This window comes from Gordonia crocea, assembly GCF_009932435.1.
Taxonomy (GTDB): Bacteria; Actinomycetota; Actinomycetes; order Mycobacteriales; family Mycobacteriaceae; genus Gordonia; species Gordonia crocea.
In genome coordinates, this window is record NZ_BJOU01000008.1 from 67,664 (window position 1) to 82,619 (window position 14,956).

Below are 14,956 nucleotides of genomic sequence, written 5' to 3' on the forward strand. Positions count from 1 at the left end.
GATCCCGCCGACTGGGCCCTCGATCCCGCCGACTGGGCCCTAGTAGTAGCCACGCGCACGCAGCGCGGTCTCAATCTCGGCCAGGATCAACCACGGTTCTTCCCGCATTCGTTCGGCATCAATGCGGATCATCTTCCAGCCGAGGCTCTCCAGCCGTTCATCTCGTCGCGCGTCGCGCTCTCGTTGCATGCGCCCCGAGTGGAACTCCTCGCCGTCGTACTCGATGCCGATCTTGACCGCCCGGTATCCGAGATCGATGCGGGCGATGATCTGGCCGCTTTCATCCTGGACCTGGATCTGAACATCGGGGCTCGGCAAGTCCCCACGAATCATCAGCAGGCGCACCCAACTCTCCGGCGGTGATTCGGCGCTTCCGTTGACCAGCGGGGCGATCGCACGCAGCTGACGAATGTGACGCCACCCCCGATGGCGCTCGATATATCGCATGAGTGCGGGTACCGAGAATCCTGTCGCGCGGTGTAGGGCGTCGAGGTATCCCAGGCCGCGCCACTCCGGCGGAATCCGCCCGACGTCGAATGCGGTACGAACGGGACTCGTCACCCGGACGCCTGATCCATCCCGGCGTTTCCGGAGAGCTCAGATTGTGAGTGCCTCCTCCGGATTGAGGGCGGCGATTCGATCGTAGTGGAGTTGCTCAGCATGGTCGGGGGTCAGGTCGTGGCAGTAGCTGTGCGGCCGGACGCGGTTGTAGAACGCGACCCATTCGGCGGTGGCCAGTGACAGCTCGGCGGCCCCGGGAAATCGGGGTCCGTAATCGACGAGTTCGCTTTTGTAGTCGGCGTTGACCGACTCGGCCAACGCGTTGTCGTAGCTGTCGCCGACGCTCCCGACCGACGGGGTGATCCCGGCCTCGGCCAGCCGATGCCCGAACGCGAGCGCGGTGTACTGCGACCCGGCATCGCTGTGATGGACCAGGTCACTCAAATCGGTGATGCCGGCTCGATTTCGGTGCTCGATAGCGCTGTTGATCGCGTCGGTGACCAGGTCGACCGTCATCTGCGTCGCAACCTTCCAGCCGACGATCTTGCGGGCGAACACGTCGATGACGAACGCGGTGTACGCCCATCCCGCGACGGTGCGGCAGTAGGTGAAGTCAGCAACCCAGAGCCGGTTCGGGGCAGGGGCGGTGAAGCGCCGGTCGACCAGATCGGCTGGGCGCTCATCGGCCGGGTTCGCCGTCGTGGTGCGCGGGGACTTCTTCTTCGACGCACCCCGCCAACCCATCTCGGCCATGACACGCTCGACAGTGCAGCGGGCAACATCAATCCCGTTGCTGCGCAACATGATCCACATCTTGCGTGACCCGAGAACCCGAGTCAGCGGCTGATCGCGGCGCATGATCCAGATCGCGTCGATCACGCGTGCGTCGGCCAGCATCCGTGCACTGGGCCCACGGTGGCGGTGCTCGTAATACGTGGACGGGGCGATGGGCACACCGTGCTCAGACAGCACGCGGCACATCGAATCGACTCCCCAGAGCAGACCATCGGCGCCCACCCGGTGACCCTGGTGAGCGCCGATGAACTCCACGATCAGCGGTGTGGCCGGTCGATCTCGGCCGCGAAGAAAGCCGACGCCGCCTTCAAAATCCCGTTGGCCCGTTTAAGCTCGGCGACCTCCCGCCGTAGCCGGCGCACCTCCTCACCCTCGGCCGCGGCCTGCCCGACCCCAGCAGCCGCCTCGGGCACACTGCGCACCCATTTGCGCACCGTCTCCGCCGAACCGATACCAAGCAGATCAGCGGTCTTGCCCATCGCCGCCCACTCCGTCGACCCCTGAGCCACCAACTGGGCCACCATGTCCACCGCGTCCCGCTTCAATTGCACCGGATACCGCTTCGTTCCTGCCATAAGACCCATCTTCCCGTGAGACGAACCCTCCGGAAACCCCGGGACGGATCAGCCCTCGATCTCGATGTAATCGGACTCCGCCACCATGTAGCGCCGCGTCGTCCGTCCTTCGCCGTGCTTGCTGGATCCCGAAATCGGATGCAGCAGTTCGATTGTGAAGTCGGGGTCGAACCATTTGTTGCCGTGGAGGACCGATGCCGCTATTCCCGCGACGATGGGCGCACCGTCGGCGTTGGACGCGGTGGCGAGGATCCTGTCCCTCGCGGTCAAGAGCCGTTGCCGACCAACCTGTGTGGTTCCGTCGACCACGCGATGCTCGGCGAGATCTTCCATCGATATCCGTGCGACCGCATGGCGAAACCGTTCGATCCTGGCGTCCTCGTCGTATCTGCTCATGCTCCTTAGACGCGCGGCGACGGCGAATGGATCCCTAGCCCGGTGTTCCAGTCGACGAGATCTAGGGCCCACTCGACGAGGATCAGGGCCCACTCGACGAGATCGAGGGCCCACTCGACGAGATCGAGGGCCCACTCGACGAGATCGAGGGCCCACTCGACGGAAAGGAGGGCCCAGTCGGCGGTTAGCCCAACTGCAACGGAAAGAAGACCGTGTAGATCAGCGTGATGACCATGTTCACGACGATGATCGCGACGGTGGAGATGACGACGGTCGCGTTCACACCGTCGGCGACACCCTTCGGACCACCCTTCGCCTCCAGCCCGCGCTGACAACCGATGACGGCAATCATGAAGCCGAAGACGACCGCTTTCAGCATCGCCAACCCGACGTCGCGCACGGACGCAAAAGCCCCAAAGGACTGCCAGTAACTCCCCGCGCCGACGTCCTGTCCCAACACCGCGACGTAGTAGGCCGCGACCACGCCCACCAGGATGATGAACAGCGCCAACAGCGGCGCCACCAGCACCGAGGCGATGATGCGCGGAACCACCAGGCGCTGAACGGGATCCACTCCCATCGTGCGCATCGCGTCGATCTCCTCGCGGACGTTGCGGGCACCGAGATCGGCTGCGATCGCCGACGCCCCGGCGCCACCCAACAACATTCCCGACGCCAGCGGCGCCGCCTGCTGGATGACTGCGAAACCACTGCCGGCACCCAAGAGTGATTGCGCGCCAAGCTGATTGATGACGTTGCCGATCTGGATGGTCACGATGACACCGAACGGGATCGCCATCAGGAACGCCGGCAACGCGGTGACACTCACCAGGTACCAGGCTTGGATCAGCGTCTCTTTGACCTTGAGCTGCCACCGCCCGATGTCCAGCAACATCTGCGCGACGCCCTGCACCCCCAGCTGGAACGTCCGCCCCAACGTCCGCAACGGCCCGAAGGCGTTGTCGCGGATGTTGTCCCCCAGCACCGACGCGGCGCTGGGACCGGTCTGGGGCTCGACGGTCGAGGCGGTCATCTGATCATCCCCCCGGGGCCGGAACCGGAGCGGGGGCCGGCTGACCCGGCTGACCCGGCTGACCCGGCTGGCCCGCTTGGCCCGGCATCCCCGGCAGTCTCGGAGCGCCGCCGGGCACGGCCTGGTCGCCGACCGCGGTGATCTGCCAGTCGGCGGCCTTGTTGAGCGTGAGCACGTAGGCCGCCAGCGACGTCGCACCGTTGGGTGTTTGCAGGCTCGTCGTGTTCACCTCGACGACGGCGGTGACGCGGAAGATGTCACCGGCCACACTCGTCGTCGTCGCCGACACCAGCGTCGCCGTCGTACTCATCCGCACCGGCGTCAGGATCTGCGACATCGCCGGCACGGCCACCTCGAACTGCTTGGCCAACTCCGGCGAGACCCCCTTCTTCAGGTTCGCCGCCCACGGGGTGAGGTCCTTGTAGTCCAGCGTCGCCGCCTTCACCGCGTAGTCGGAGGCGACCTGCTCGGCCTTGGCCGCATTGGCTTTCTCCGCGCGCAGGTCGTTGAGTTGATGACGCACGCGCAGGTTGTCGACGACACCGAACAGCAATCCCGCCCCGACGAGCAGACCGACCACCGCCAAGACCAGGGTTCGCACCGACAGGGTGATCTGCTTGGCGCCTCCGCTCGCGGCGGCGGCCTTCACCGGCCGCGCCGACGAGGACCGCTCACCGGGCTCCTCCCCCGCGTCGTCGTCTGCTTCGGAGGCATCGTCGACGAGGGTGCGCGCGGGCCGCTTCCGCGCCTTCACCACGACCTCGTCACCACCGTCGACGTCGCCACTGTCAATGTCAGCGGCATCAACGTCATCGGCATCGACATCTGCCTCAAGGGCATCGGCGTCGGCGGTGGTCGGGTCTTCTTCGGTACTCATCTTGGGCACGGAAATCCTTTCAAGAACGTGGGACAAGTGGCGTCGGGAATCACTTCACCGGGGTCACCACCACTCGCATGCCGTTGCCGGCGCCGAACAGTTGCAGCGCGTCGGAGAGAAACTCGCTGAGGTTGATCTGCGGGATCGTCTGGTTGAGCGCGGTGATGACCGGCATGATCGGGCCGAGGGCGTCCATCGTCGGCGGCAAGATCTTTTCCAGGTAGACGGTGAGGCGCTGCAGGAACGGGTCGACGACGCCGCTCAGGTTTTCATACAGGTGCCCCTGGTTGACCAACACGCCCGCACCGTGCAAGACGTAGGTGTAGTTGCCGAAGATCTTCGACCAGGACTCGAGGAACTTCGGCACCGAACCGACCGCCCACACCAGGTTCTGGTTGTAGCGCTGGGTGGCCTCGAACATCGCGCGGATCTGCGGGGTCCGCGACGCGAGGATGCCCGCGATCAACCGGGTGCCGTCGCTGATCCGACCGGCCGCCTCGTCGGTGCCCTCGAGGGCGATCCACGCTGTACGCAGCACCTTCGCGAGCGGATCGACGGCGACGACGGCCATCATGTTCTGCATCTGGTCGAAGATGCCGGGGATCGATTCGGGTTCGGCGATGTTGCGAACGGCGACGACATCGCCGTCGCGCAGGTACGGCCCGGCGGTTGCGGTCGGGGTGAAGTTGAGGAACGGCTCGCCGAGGGCCGACTGCATCCCGATCTGCAGCGGGGTGTTTACCGGGATCTTGAGGTCGGCGGGATAGGTCAACCGGACCGTCGCGCCGTCGGGCGTGAGCTCGACCTGCGACACCCTGCCGACGCGCACGCCGCTGACGAAAACGCCGGTGCCGTCGAGGATCAGGTTGGTGTCGCGCACGGCCATCGATACCGTCGACGTCTTTTCCAACGGATTCCACCGGTACACCGCCACCGCCAGGTACACCGCACACACCGAGACCACCGTCACGAAGACGACGACGTTGAAGATCAGTTCCCGGGTAACCGGGCTCAGCCCCAGAAACCGTCGTGGATGGGTCATTTCGCCAGTCCCATCATCCGGAGTTGCCGCAGCATGAGATCGGCCAGCTGCTTGTTCGACACGTCGTTCTCAATCGCGATCCGGTTCACGTCGACGGCGGGACCGGCTTTGAGGAACGGGACGATGCGGTCGGTGAGGATGTTCAGCATCGCTTGCGGGTTCGACGCCTGACCGAAGTAGTTCGGCCAGCCCGGGATCAACAACGGCTTGACGACCTTCTCCAAGAGTTGGGCGAGCGCGGTGAACACCGGGACCGCCGGCAGCGCCGGGATGAGCGCCCCTTGCAGCCGGGCCAACAGGTCGACGATCTGCGCGGCGATGGTGGCCGAGTCGAGGAACTGCGATCCCTCGTCGCTGAAGACGAAGCGTAGTTGGTCTTCCATCTTCGCCAGTTGCTGCCCGATGTCACTGACCGAGGCGAGCATCGTGTTGAGGTTCTGCGTCTGCGCCGACAGCGCGTTCAGCGTCCCGACCAGCGCCCGACTCGCCCGGCGGGTCTCCTCGGGATCCTTGGGGAACTGTTTGGTGAGCCGGTCGAAGGTGTTGCCCAGTTGGGGCAGGCTCCCGCTCCCCACGAAATTCGCCAGACTGTTGAGCAGTCCTTCGATCTGCACCGGGGCCTTGACATGGTCGCGGCCCAGCGTGCCGCCGTGTTCGATGGGCGTGGAATACGCGTCGGGCGGGTTGGTGATGGCGACGTAGGTGTCGCCGAGCATCGTGTCCTGCCGGAGCTCGACTGTCGCATTGCGGCCGACGACCGTCGACGGTTCCAGCCGAAGCGTCACCTTCGCAACTTCGGGAGCGGGCGCGATCTCCGACACGATGCCGGCCCGCAGGCCGTTGACGGTGACCTTCGACTCCGTCGGCAGGTTCATCACCGTGCCGAACTCGACGTGCAGCGGCCACGAGTCACCGCTGGCGCCGGGCGCGGGCAGCTTCTCGACGGAGAACGTGGCGCAACCGGTGCTGAGGGCCGCGACCAGGCCCACCGCCGCGACGGCCCGCACGACCCGGTTCCAGCGATTGCGCACAGTCATGACAGTCATGGCCGACCAGCCCCCGTCATCAACATGAGCGCCCGCAGCGCGTCGAGCTCCATCGCGTCGGGGCCCACCACCCGGCACTGGCCGGGGAGGAAGCGGTTCACGTTGGCGCAGGTCAGTTTCGGGTTCTTCGCCGGGACCCGGGTCCGCGGCGGCCGGTAGTCGATCCGCAGACCCAACGTCTTCTGGTCGAAGGCGACGTGGAAGGCGCGGATGAACACCGGCACGATGCCCAGCAGGTCGCCCCAGTTGCGGAAGCCGGCACCGATGATCCGGGTGATCGGCAGGATCACGTCGAGGGCGGGCCAGGCGAAGTGTTGGTAGCGCTTGATGAGGTCGGAGGCGATGTTCAACGTCTCCGGCAGCGAGTACGCGATCCGCTTCAGCTCGACGAGGACAGGGACCGCGATCGGGTCGGTGACCCGGTTGATCCCGTCGACGAACTGCTTGAGGATCCCCCAGTTGTCGGCGAGACCGACGGTCATCGCACTGGTGTTGTCCAGCGCGGTCGCCATGTCTCCCAGTGCCCCGACCATCGGCGTCCGGGCCGGTACCGCCAGTTGCTTGATCAGACCGTTGATGATGGGGCCGACTCCGTCGAGTTGGCCGGCGATCGACGAGATGCTCCGCATGACCTGCGCGGTCTGCTCCGGTCCGCCCTCGACGGTGAGCTGGCGGGCCAGTCGGTTGACGCTCTGCAGGGTCTCGCTGATGGTGGCCGGCGTCGCGGTCTGCGTCCGAGGGATGCACGTTCCCGCAGCGAGTTTGCGGCCGCCGCGGTAGTCGCCGAGGAGCGCCAACTGGCGGACCGCGATGATCGACGGGGCCACGCTGGTCGCGTGCACGTCGGGTGGGAGCTCCTGGTCGGCCTTGATGGCGAAGGTGACCTTCGCGGTCCCGCCGACCGCCTCGACCTTCGACACCGTGCCGATCTGCACGCCGCGCCGGGTGACGGCGTTACCGGCGAAAATGCCCACCCCGTCGTCGAGCTCGGCGCAGTAGCTCACCGTGCGGTTGGTGATCCGCTTGAACCCCAGGTACCCGAGGCCGACGGCGACCACGGCCACAAGGACCAGCCCCGACATCAGCCACTTTGAGGCGGCGATCCGCTTGATCATCAGCACGTCACCCCCGGGACCGGGATGCAGTAGTCGGTGGACAGCACCAGGTTCGAGTGGTCGATCTGGATGGACCCGTCGGGTCCGACCATCCCCTGCAACCGTTTGATGAGGTCGCGCCCCTGCGCGATCAACGGTTCGTACCGCGCCAGCAGCGGGCCGTATTGGCGGCCGATCGCGTCGACCTTGCGCACCAGCGGATCGATGGTGGTGTCGTATTCGAGCATGATCCCCTTGACGCGCTCGAGCATGTCCGCCAGCCGTCGCACCGCATAGGCGAAGCCGGAGCCGTACTGCTCGAACTCGGTGAGGAAGTTCGCGAGGTTGCGGCTCAGTGCGGTGATGATCTCGCCGTTGAGGTTGATGCCCTTGGTGTACTCGGCGGCCAGCGAGAGCATGGTGCCGAACTCGTCTTGTCGCTTGTTGAGATTGGTGAGCATCGACGAGAGGATCGTCAGGTTCTTCTTCAGCGCCCCCGGATTCCCGCTCATCCCCTGTTCCACCTGCACCAGCGTCTTGCGCAGCGGCGCGACGTCGAGGGCCTCGATCTTCGGCTGTGCCAAGGAGAAGGTCTTGGTCAGCGAATAGGGCACCGACGTGTTGTCCTTGGTGATCGGGTGGTCGCCCAGACGCTCGTTGCCTGCCGAGGTGATGTCGAGGAAGTTGCCCCCGACGACGGTGAGCATCTTCGCGTCCACCCGGGACTCGTCGCCGATGAACACTCCCCGGCCCACCGACATCTCGACGTCGACGTGGTCACCGGCGAGGGTGACCTTCTTGACGGTGCCCACCGGCACCCCGGCGACGCGGACGCTGTCGCCGGCCTTGATCTGGCCGGCTTCCTCGAACTGCGCGACGAGCCGCGACTGCCCCGGCGTGAACACGTAGATCCCGCCGGCGATGAGCGCCATGACGACGAGCGCGACGGCCGCGCCGATCCCCCATCCCATCTCCATCCGCTCGCGCTGCGCATTGCTCATCGCGGGGCGGTCGGACAGGCGGCGCAGCAGGGCGCGCGGCGAGTATCGGCTGGTCGTGCTTTCCGGCGTTACCGTCGACATAGCGTCACCTGCGATCCGCGGAGGAACAGTTTGAGGTTGTCGGGGATGGGCGCGGCCCCTTTCGAGCACTGCATCGACGCCTTGGTCCCCGTGGGCGGCAGCACCGAGTTGACCGCGGCCAGCAGCCCCGGGGTCAACGCCAGGATCCCGACGACCGCCTCGCCGATCGGCATGACCTGGCGGACCAGGTCGTTGAACCCCGGGGTGTCGCCCTGCTCGAACCCGGCGGCGGCGATCAGATCGTCGAGGCTGGCGACCACGGCGTAGGTCTGGTCGGCGAAGTTGCGCAGATCAGCCGATTTCCCGACGAGGATGCGGCCGAAGCGCTGGATGTAGGTGATCATCGGCTCGATGTAGCGCGAGTTGCCGTGAATCGCGTTCGAGAGGGCGGTCATGTTGTCGACGAGGACGTCGATGACCTGCGATTGGTCGTTGACCAGGCTGAGCACCTTGGTCACCGAGCCGAGGGTCTCGTTGAACCCCGAGCCGTCCCCTTCGACGATGGCGAGCATGCCCTCGGCGAAGCGGTTGATGTCGTCGGGGTCCATCACCGCGAACACCGGGGCCAGGCCGTGGAAGACCTGCGTGATGTCGAACGACGGGGTGGTCGAGCCGACGCCGATCGTCGTACCCGGCTTCAGCGGCACGCCGGCGCGCGCCTTCTGCTGCAGGTCGAGGTAGCGGATCCCGGTGAGGTTGAGGTAGCGGATGGCCAACCGGGTGTCGCCGAAGACCTCTTCGCCACGGGTCAGGCTGAACGTGACCCGCGCGCTGGTGGCGTCCCCGCCGGGGTCGCGGTGCAGTTCGACGGCGGTGAGACCTTGCCGACGCGGGTGCCGAGCCGGCGCACATCGTTGCCGACCCGCAGCCCGGAGACGTTGGTGAAGTCGGCGGTGTACTCGGCGTCGGCCTTGGCGACCGGGCGCAGGATCCCGTTGGTGACGAAGATGCCGCCACCGATCGCGATGATGGCGAAGATCGTCAGGTAGATGAGTGCGCGTTTGGCGGTGGTCACCGGACTCCTCCCGTCAGCCCGGCGACCGGGCCGGGCATGCCGCGCAGCACCACTTCGGCGCGCAGCACCGGTCGGCCGCCGACCTTGGGCAAGGCGCGGTCGATGTTGGCGATGAGCTGGGCGATCTGCAGGCCGTTCTTCCGGGCGTTGGGCGAACTGTCGAGGATCCGTTGCAGCAGCGGAAGGACGTCTTTCATCAGCGGCATAGCCTGGCCGAGTCCGCTGGGGCCCAGCAGGCGGGACAGGTCGCCCATGGTGGTGGTCGTCGCATAGTCGAAGCCCTTGCGCGCTTTCTCCAAGAAGGCCTTGCCGCCCTTGCGTGAATCCGGCCATTGCAGCAGGGTGTCGACCGCCGGGAGGATCTGGCGGAGGCCGTCGGGCAACCCGCTGACCAGCTCGGTCATCTGCGGCAGCGTCACGTCGGCGGGGATCGACTCGGTCTCGACCACCAGTCCGGTCAGCCGGCCGAGGATCTCGATGACCGGCATGAACGCCATGGTCGCCCGGTCGGCTTTGTCGAGCAGATCGCTGACGTACGGGGCGAATGCCTTGTCCTGCAGGTCGGCGAGCTGTCGCAGCATCGAGGTGAGGGTGGCGTCGACGGGGGTGTCGGGGAAAAAGTCACCGCCGTTGGCGATCGGGTCCCCGCCGGGTTCGCTGTTGAGCACGACCGCGGAGATGCCAAACAGGTTCTTGGGCGCGTAGCTCAGCCGGGTCGTGGAGGTGAGGACGCCCGGGTTGGTCAGCCGGCCCTTGTCCAACTCCAGGTCGAGGACGTAGTCGCCCTTCGGCCCCGCCGCGACCGAGCGGACCACTCCGATCTCCGAACCGTTGACGACGACGCCGGTGCCCCTGTCGATCCCGCCGGCGAGGGTGTCGGTGTGCATCCGCACGCGCACGACGTCCTCGGGCAGCAGGGCCGCGATGCCCACCGCCGCAACCGTCACCGCGATCGCCGCGATGATGGCCACCACCGCGCGCCGCAGATAGGTGCTGCGGTCGGCGGACATTCCCGGTGCACGGAAGTCTGGCATCAGTCCCTACCCCCGGAAGACGAACGGGGAGTTGAAGCCCCAGAAGATGAGCGTGAGCACCAGGTCGAGGGCGACGATGGCGACCAGGCTGGCGCGGATCGCGCGGCCGGAGGCCACCCCGACGCCCTCTGGGCCGCCGGCGGCGAAATAGCCCTTGTAGCAGTGGATCACGATGACGACGATGATGAAGATCGCGACTTTCAGGGTCGCGTAGACCAGGTCGGGGAAGTTGATGAACTGGTTGAAGTAGTGGTTGTAGGCCCCGGCCGACTCCCCGCGCGTCTGCACGACGACGGCGCTGGACAGGTAGGCGGCGAGGATGGCGATCAGGAAGGTCGGCAGGATCGTGATGATCCCGGCGATGACCCGGGTCGAGACGACGAAGGCGATCGAGTGGACGCCGACGACTTCGAGCGCGTCGATCTCCTCGCTGATCCGCATCGAGCCGATCTCCGCGGTCATCCGACACCCCGCCTGCACGGCGAATCCGAGGGCGGCCAGCAGCGGTGCGAACTCGCGGGTGATGGCGTACGAGGAGACGCTGCCGGCCACTGGCCCGAGGTCGAGCATGCTCAGGGTGCCGTGCGCGACGATGGCGACGGTGGCCCCAGCGGCCAACCCCAGGACTGCCATGACCAACGCGGTCCCGCCGCCGACGATGATCGCGCCGCGCCCCCAGGCCAGATCGGTGACGGTGCGGATGGTCTGCCCCCGGAACCGCCACATGGCCTGCGGGGCATAGCGCACCGCATAGTAGGCGAAGGAGAGGAAGTGGCCGACGTTGGCCAGCGCCTCGACCGCCTTGCCGGACAGGCCGTAGAGCCAACCCAAACCAGTCGGCCGATAGGCGGCGGGTACCCCCATAGCAGTAGCCACCCCCATTGCATCCGCGCTGCGGTAAATTGCCGATTACCGTATCAGTCTTCTGTGTCGCTGTTCACAGAACCTCGATGTAACCGTGTCGGGTCACCCTAGTTGGACACTTGACCAGCAACGATGGTTTTCGCCAAGTTCGCTCATCATCGCCACCGCTACGACGGCAGGCCGCTTTCGGCAAAGATCACCCGGTAGGCAAAGCCCGCCTCGGGCCCCAGGACGACGGAAACGAGGTCGATCAGGGCGGCCCGGAACCCGGCCCCGTGGGCGGCATCGGAAGTGTCGTCGAGGTGGTGGGCCAACTCGTGCAGCACCACCAGCTCCCGCAAGGCCCACCGTCCGCCGGCCACCGGAATGGCGATGACACCGGGTTGCCCGGCCACGGATTCGTAGGTGGCCGCCGACGCCCCGCGGCGGGCCCGGACGACGACCGGCTCGCCGGCGCGGGGAAACCGGTCGACCACCGCCGGCATCGCCACCACCCGGCCGACATAGTCGCGGATCGACTCCAGCGTCGCGAACCGCGCCTCCACCGGAAGCGTCAGATCGGCGCCGCCCACCCGGGCCATGCGGGTGGCCCCGACGTTGTCGAACAGTCCGAACACCATCCGCTCGGCCGCGTACACCGCACTGCGGCCGTGGTCGGCGGGCCGCCCGGACCCGGTCATCCCTCGATGGCGCCGCGGGAGGAGCCGAAACGCTGTTGGTCGCCGAGCCGCGCCCGCCGCCCCGCCCGGTCGCCGGCGCGGCGGGCGGCCTCGGAATAGCCGGCCTCGGCCCGGGCCGGGCGCCACCTGCCGCGGGCGCTCGACTGCTCGGAGTAGAAGTCGGCGACTTCGACCTCTTTGTGGCGCAACGCGATTGCCGTCGACGACCCGCCGGAGTCACGTTCTGAGCGGGTCGCCTCCGCCCGCGCCTCGTCGCGGGCGGTGCTCAGCCGCGCCCCCACCCGTTCAGCGAAGGCGGATTGGAAGTTCAGCCGGGCGGTGATCGGCGACAGCGCCGTCTCCTCGACGACCCGGCGCGAACGCCACCCGCTGCCGCGGCGCACCACCCGGGCCGCGCGCTCCCCCTTGTAGGCGCCGGACTTCAGGTAGGCATCACTGGCCGCGACCATCTGCACGAGCAGCGAACTGTAGAGCGCCTCCACCGTGTCGACATCGGTGTCAAAGCCGTAGGCGAGGACGAACGTGGAGTTGTGCGCGACGTCGACGGTGACGTCGTTGGCCCGCGCGATCGCGACGAACAACTGCACGTAGGTCCGCAACCCGCGCTTGCCGGCCGTCCCGATCGTGATCTGCCGGGCGACCGGGACCGACCGCTCGCGTGCCGCGGGGTCGTGCGACCGGGCGACTGCGAGGTCGATGGCCGCGGCGGTGGCCATCCGCTGGGCCGCCGCCATGAACGTCTGGGCCTCGTGCTCGTTGTCGGTGCCTTCGGCCTGCCGCAGCAGAGCTGCGATTCGGGCCAGCGTCTTGTCGTCGCGCATACTTCTTAGACTATTCGGGAGCCCGAACGGTTCCCCGGCAGCGGTTGGCCATCCCGTCAGGACGGGGCGTGGCGGCGCAGTTCCCAGCGCGCGATGGACCGTTTGTGCACCTCGTCGGGACCGTCGGCCAGCCGCAGGGTGCGCAGGTGGGCGTAGGCGCTGGCGAGCGGGTAGTCGTCGGTGACGCCGGCCCCGCCGAACACCTGGATGGCGCGATCGAGCAGCTTGAGGGCCATTTCCGGCGCCGCGACCTTGATGGCGGCGATCTCGGTGGCGGCGGCCTTGTTGCCGACCGTGTCCATCATGTGCGCGGCCTTGAGCGTCAACAGCCGCACCATCTCGATCTCGATGCGCGCCTCGGCAATCCAGTCCTGGATGTTCCCCCGCGCCGCCAACGGTTTGCCGAAGGTGACGCGCTGGGCGGCCCGTTGGCACATCAGCTCCAAGGTCCGCTCGGCCATCCCGACGGTGCGCATGCAGTGGTGGATGCGGCCCGGTCCGAGGCGGGCCTGCGCGATCGCGAACCCCTCCCCCTCCCCGGCTAGCACGTCGGCGGCGGGCACCCGCACGTCGGTGAAGGTGATCTCGGCGTGCCCCTCCCGGTCGTGGTAGCCGAAGACCGGCAGGTTCCGCACGACGGTGATCCCGGGGGCGTCGATGGGCACGACCATCATCGATTGTTGGCGGTGGGTGGCCGCCGTCGGATCGGTCTTGCCCATGACGATGAGCACCCGGCAGTGCGGGTGCATCGCGTTGGAGGCGAACCACTTTCGGCCGTTGAGGATATAGGAGTCACCGTCGCGACGCATCGACATCTCGATGTTGGTGGCATCCGAACTGGCCACCGCCGGTTCGGTCATCGCGAACGCCGACCGGATCTCGCCGGCCAGCAGCGGTTTGAGCCAGCGCTCCTTGTGCTCGTCGGTGCCGTAGAGCGTCAGGACCTCCATGTTCCCGGTGTCGGGGGCGTTGCAGTTGAACACCTCGGGGGCGATCTCGCTGCGGCCCATGATCTCGGCCAGCGGCGCGTAGTCCAGGTTGGACAGCCCCGGCCCCCACTCGGAGTAGGGGTGGAAGAGGTTCCACAGCCCGGCCGAGCGGGCCTGCGACTTGAGCTCTTCGAGGATCGGCGGCTGGAAGTGCGGGTCGGCCACCGCCGCCATCTGCTGGTGGTAGAGCCGCTCACCCGGATAGACCCGGGTGTCCATGAACTCCAGGAGTTGGTCCCGGTAGGCGTTGCTGCGTTCGGAGAAGGCGGGGATCGTCATCGGTTTCCTTTGCTGATCGATTGCCGCACGGCACTGTGCAGCCGGCGCATTCCGCCGAGCCACCGGCCGTAGTCGGCCCCTTTGCCGCGGTACATCTCGAGGACCTCGGGATGCGGGAGGACGAGGAACCGGTCCTGTTCCACGGCGTCGAGGACGGTCGCCGCCACCGACTCCGGGGTGTGCACCGGCCCGGCCGATTCGACGGTGCGCAGCATCAGCGCCTCCTGGTCGTCGACGGGCCGCGCGGGGCGCAACAGCGCCGTGTCGACCCCCATGGGGCACACGCAGCTGACGCCGACGCCGGCGTCGCCGTAGGTGATCGACAGCCATTCGGCGAAGCCGACGACGGCGTGCTTCGTGGTCGAGTACGTCGCCGACCCGATCTGGGAGAGCAGCCCGGCCGCCGATGCGGTACTGACGAAGTAGCCGCCGCCCCGCTCGACCCAACCGGGGATCAGCGCCTGCGCCGCCCGGACGTGCGCGAGCAGGTTGACGTCGATGCTGCGCGTCCAGTCCGCCGCGGTGCCCAGGCCCGACCCGACACCGATCCCGGCGTTGGCGAAGTACAGGTCCACCGGGCCGAATGCCTCCGTGGCGACCGCGATCTGGGCGGCGATCACCGCCGGGTCGGAGGTGTCGCCCGCAGCCGCCACCGCGGTCCCGGCGGGCAGGGCCGCCGTCGCACGCTCGGTGGCGTCGGCGTCGAGATCGGCGACGACGACGCGCGCCGATCGTCGGACCAGTTCGTGTGTCAGCGCGGCCCCGATCCCACTGGCCGCTCCGGTGACAATCGCTACCCGTCCATCAAGCTCCACGACAGCCAACGTATCGCC

Annotated in this window: 17 protein-coding genes; all 17 read right to left on the minus strand. The window is 67.4% G+C overall.

The window, feature by feature from the left end:
* Positions 1-39 precede the first annotated feature (39 nt).
* Positions 40-447, minus strand: a complete 408-nt coding sequence (locus nbrcactino_RS13800) for a PDDEXK-like endonuclease domain-containing protein (protein WP_228460900.1) — start codon at positions 445-447, stop codon at positions 40-42.
* Between the two features lie 150 nt (positions 448-597).
* A protein-coding gene (locus nbrcactino_RS13805; protein WP_161928123.1) for an IS3 family transposase occupies positions 598-1,871 on the minus strand; the annotation gives its coding sequence in 2 pieces (ribosomal slippage) (positions 598-1,592 and positions 1,592-1,871; 1,275 coding nt in all).
* A 48-nt stretch (positions 1,872-1,919) separates the two neighbouring features.
* Positions 1,920-2,267, minus strand: a complete 348-nt coding sequence (locus nbrcactino_RS13810; protein ID WP_161928124.1) for a hypothetical protein — start codon at positions 2,265-2,267, stop codon at positions 1,920-1,922.
* Between the two features lie 184 nt (positions 2,268-2,451).
* Positions 2,452-3,300: an MlaE family ABC transporter permease gene (locus tag nbrcactino_RS13815; protein WP_161928125.1), complete on the minus strand. Its 849-nt coding sequence runs from the start codon at positions 3,298-3,300 to the stop codon at positions 2,452-2,454.
* A 4-nt stretch (positions 3,301-3,304) separates the two neighbouring features.
* Positions 3,305-4,177, minus strand: a complete 873-nt coding sequence (locus nbrcactino_RS13820) for a hypothetical protein (RefSeq protein ID WP_161928126.1) — start codon at positions 4,175-4,177, stop codon at positions 3,305-3,307.
* A 49-nt stretch (positions 4,178-4,226) separates the two neighbouring features.
* Entirely contained in the window at positions 4,227-5,219 is a 993-nt protein-coding gene (locus tag nbrcactino_RS13825; RefSeq protein ID WP_161928127.1) for an MlaD family protein, read from the minus strand.
* Positions 5,216-6,256: an MlaD family protein gene (locus tag nbrcactino_RS13830; RefSeq protein WP_161928128.1), complete on the minus strand. Its 1,041-nt coding sequence runs from the start codon at positions 6,254-6,256 to the stop codon at positions 5,216-5,218. Before nbrcactino_RS13830 ends, nbrcactino_RS13825 begins: the two co-directional genes overlap by 4 nt.
* Before the next feature lie 5 nt (positions 6,257-6,261).
* Complete coding sequence (locus nbrcactino_RS13835; RefSeq protein WP_186343394.1) at positions 6,262-7,380, minus strand: MlaD family protein; 1,119 nt, start codon at positions 7,378-7,380, stop codon at positions 6,262-6,264.
* Positions 7,380-8,441, minus strand: a complete 1,062-nt coding sequence (locus nbrcactino_RS13840) for an MlaD family protein (RefSeq protein WP_161928130.1) — start codon at positions 8,439-8,441, stop codon at positions 7,380-7,382. The genes nbrcactino_RS13835 and nbrcactino_RS13840 overlap by 1 nt, the downstream gene beginning before the upstream one ends.
* Positions 8,429-9,157 carry an MCE family protein gene (locus nbrcactino_RS13845; RefSeq protein ID WP_228460901.1) on the minus strand — a complete coding sequence of 243 codons (729 nt, stop codon included), beginning with the start codon at positions 9,155-9,157 and terminating at the stop codon, positions 8,429-8,431. Before nbrcactino_RS13845 ends, nbrcactino_RS13840 begins: the two co-directional genes overlap by 13 nt.
* Positions 9,158-9,189: 32 nt before the next feature.
* Positions 9,190-9,456, minus strand: a complete 267-nt coding sequence (locus nbrcactino_RS18255) for an MlaD family protein (protein ID WP_228460904.1) — start codon at positions 9,454-9,456, stop codon at positions 9,190-9,192.
* Positions 9,453-10,490, minus strand: coding sequence for an MlaD family protein (locus tag nbrcactino_RS13850; RefSeq protein WP_161928131.1), 1,038 nt, complete (start codon positions 10,488-10,490; stop codon positions 9,453-9,455). The genes nbrcactino_RS18255 and nbrcactino_RS13850 overlap by 4 nt, the downstream gene beginning before the upstream one ends.
* A gap of 6 nt (positions 10,491-10,496) precedes the next feature.
* Positions 10,497-11,354, minus strand: a complete 858-nt coding sequence (locus nbrcactino_RS13855) for an MlaE family ABC transporter permease (protein ID WP_161928132.1) — start codon at positions 11,352-11,354, stop codon at positions 10,497-10,499.
* A gap of 167 nt (positions 11,355-11,521) precedes the next feature.
* Entirely contained in the window at positions 11,522-12,034 is a 513-nt protein-coding gene (locus nbrcactino_RS13860; protein ID WP_161928133.1) for a TIGR04338 family metallohydrolase, read from the minus strand.
* Positions 12,031-12,855 carry a DUF2786 domain-containing protein gene (locus nbrcactino_RS13865; RefSeq protein WP_161928134.1) on the minus strand — a complete coding sequence of 275 codons (825 nt, stop codon included), beginning with the start codon at positions 12,853-12,855 and terminating at the stop codon, positions 12,031-12,033. The genes nbrcactino_RS13860 and nbrcactino_RS13865 overlap by 4 nt, the downstream gene beginning before the upstream one ends.
* Positions 12,856-12,911: 56 nt before the next feature.
* Positions 12,912-14,123 (minus strand): acyl-CoA dehydrogenase family protein, encoded by a 1,212-nt coding sequence (locus nbrcactino_RS13870; protein WP_161928135.1) that lies wholly within the window; start codon positions 14,121-14,123, stop codon positions 12,912-12,914.
* The gene (locus nbrcactino_RS13875; RefSeq protein WP_161928136.1) at positions 14,120-14,938 is read right to left on the minus strand and encodes an SDR family oxidoreductase; all 819 of its coding nucleotides are present in this window, start codon (positions 14,936-14,938) and stop codon (positions 14,120-14,122) included. The genes nbrcactino_RS13870 and nbrcactino_RS13875 overlap by 4 nt, the downstream gene beginning before the upstream one ends.
* Between the last annotated feature and the right edge of the window lie 18 nt (positions 14,939-14,956).

Coding starts and splice junctions, on each gene's coding strand:
- nbrcactino_RS13800 (WP_228460900.1), bottom strand. CDS start 447: ATGCGATATATCGAGCGCCATCGGGGGTGGCGTCACATTCGTCAGCTG.
- nbrcactino_RS13810 (WP_161928124.1), bottom strand. CDS start 2,267: ATGAGCAGATACGACGAGGACGCCAGGATCGAACGGTTTCGCCATGCG.
- nbrcactino_RS13815 (WP_161928125.1), bottom strand. CDS start 3,300: ATGACCGCCTCGACCGTCGAGCCCCAGACCGGTCCCAGCGCCGCGTCG.
- nbrcactino_RS13820 (WP_161928126.1), bottom strand. CDS start 4,177: ATGAGTACCGAAGAAGACCCGACCACCGCCGACGCCGATGCCCTTGAG.
- nbrcactino_RS13825 (WP_161928127.1), bottom strand. CDS start 5,219: ATGACCCATCCACGACGGTTTCTGGGGCTGAGCCCGGTTACCCGGGAA.
- nbrcactino_RS13830 (WP_161928128.1), bottom strand. CDS start 6,256: ATGACTGTGCGCAATCGCTGGAACCGGGTCGTGCGGGCCGTCGCGGCG.
- nbrcactino_RS13835 (WP_186343394.1), bottom strand. CDS start 7,380: ATGATCAAGCGGATCGCCGCCTCAAAGTGGCTGATGTCGGGGCTGGTC.
- nbrcactino_RS13840 (WP_161928130.1), bottom strand. CDS start 8,441: ATGTCGACGGTAACGCCGGAAAGCACGACCAGCCGATACTCGCCGCGC.
- nbrcactino_RS13850 (WP_161928131.1), bottom strand. CDS start 10,490: ATGCCAGACTTCCGTGCACCGGGAATGTCCGCCGACCGCAGCACCTAT.
- nbrcactino_RS13855 (WP_161928132.1), bottom strand. CDS start 11,354: ATGGGGGTACCCGCCGCCTATCGGCCGACTGGTTTGGGTTGGCTCTAC.
- nbrcactino_RS13860 (WP_161928133.1), bottom strand. CDS start 12,034: ATGACCGGGTCCGGGCGGCCCGCCGACCACGGCCGCAGTGCGGTGTAC.
- nbrcactino_RS13865 (WP_161928134.1), bottom strand. CDS start 12,855: ATGCGCGACGACAAGACGCTGGCCCGAATCGCAGCTCTGCTGCGGCAG.
- nbrcactino_RS13870 (WP_161928135.1), bottom strand. CDS start 14,123: ATGACGATCCCCGCCTTCTCCGAACGCAGCAACGCCTACCGGGACCAA.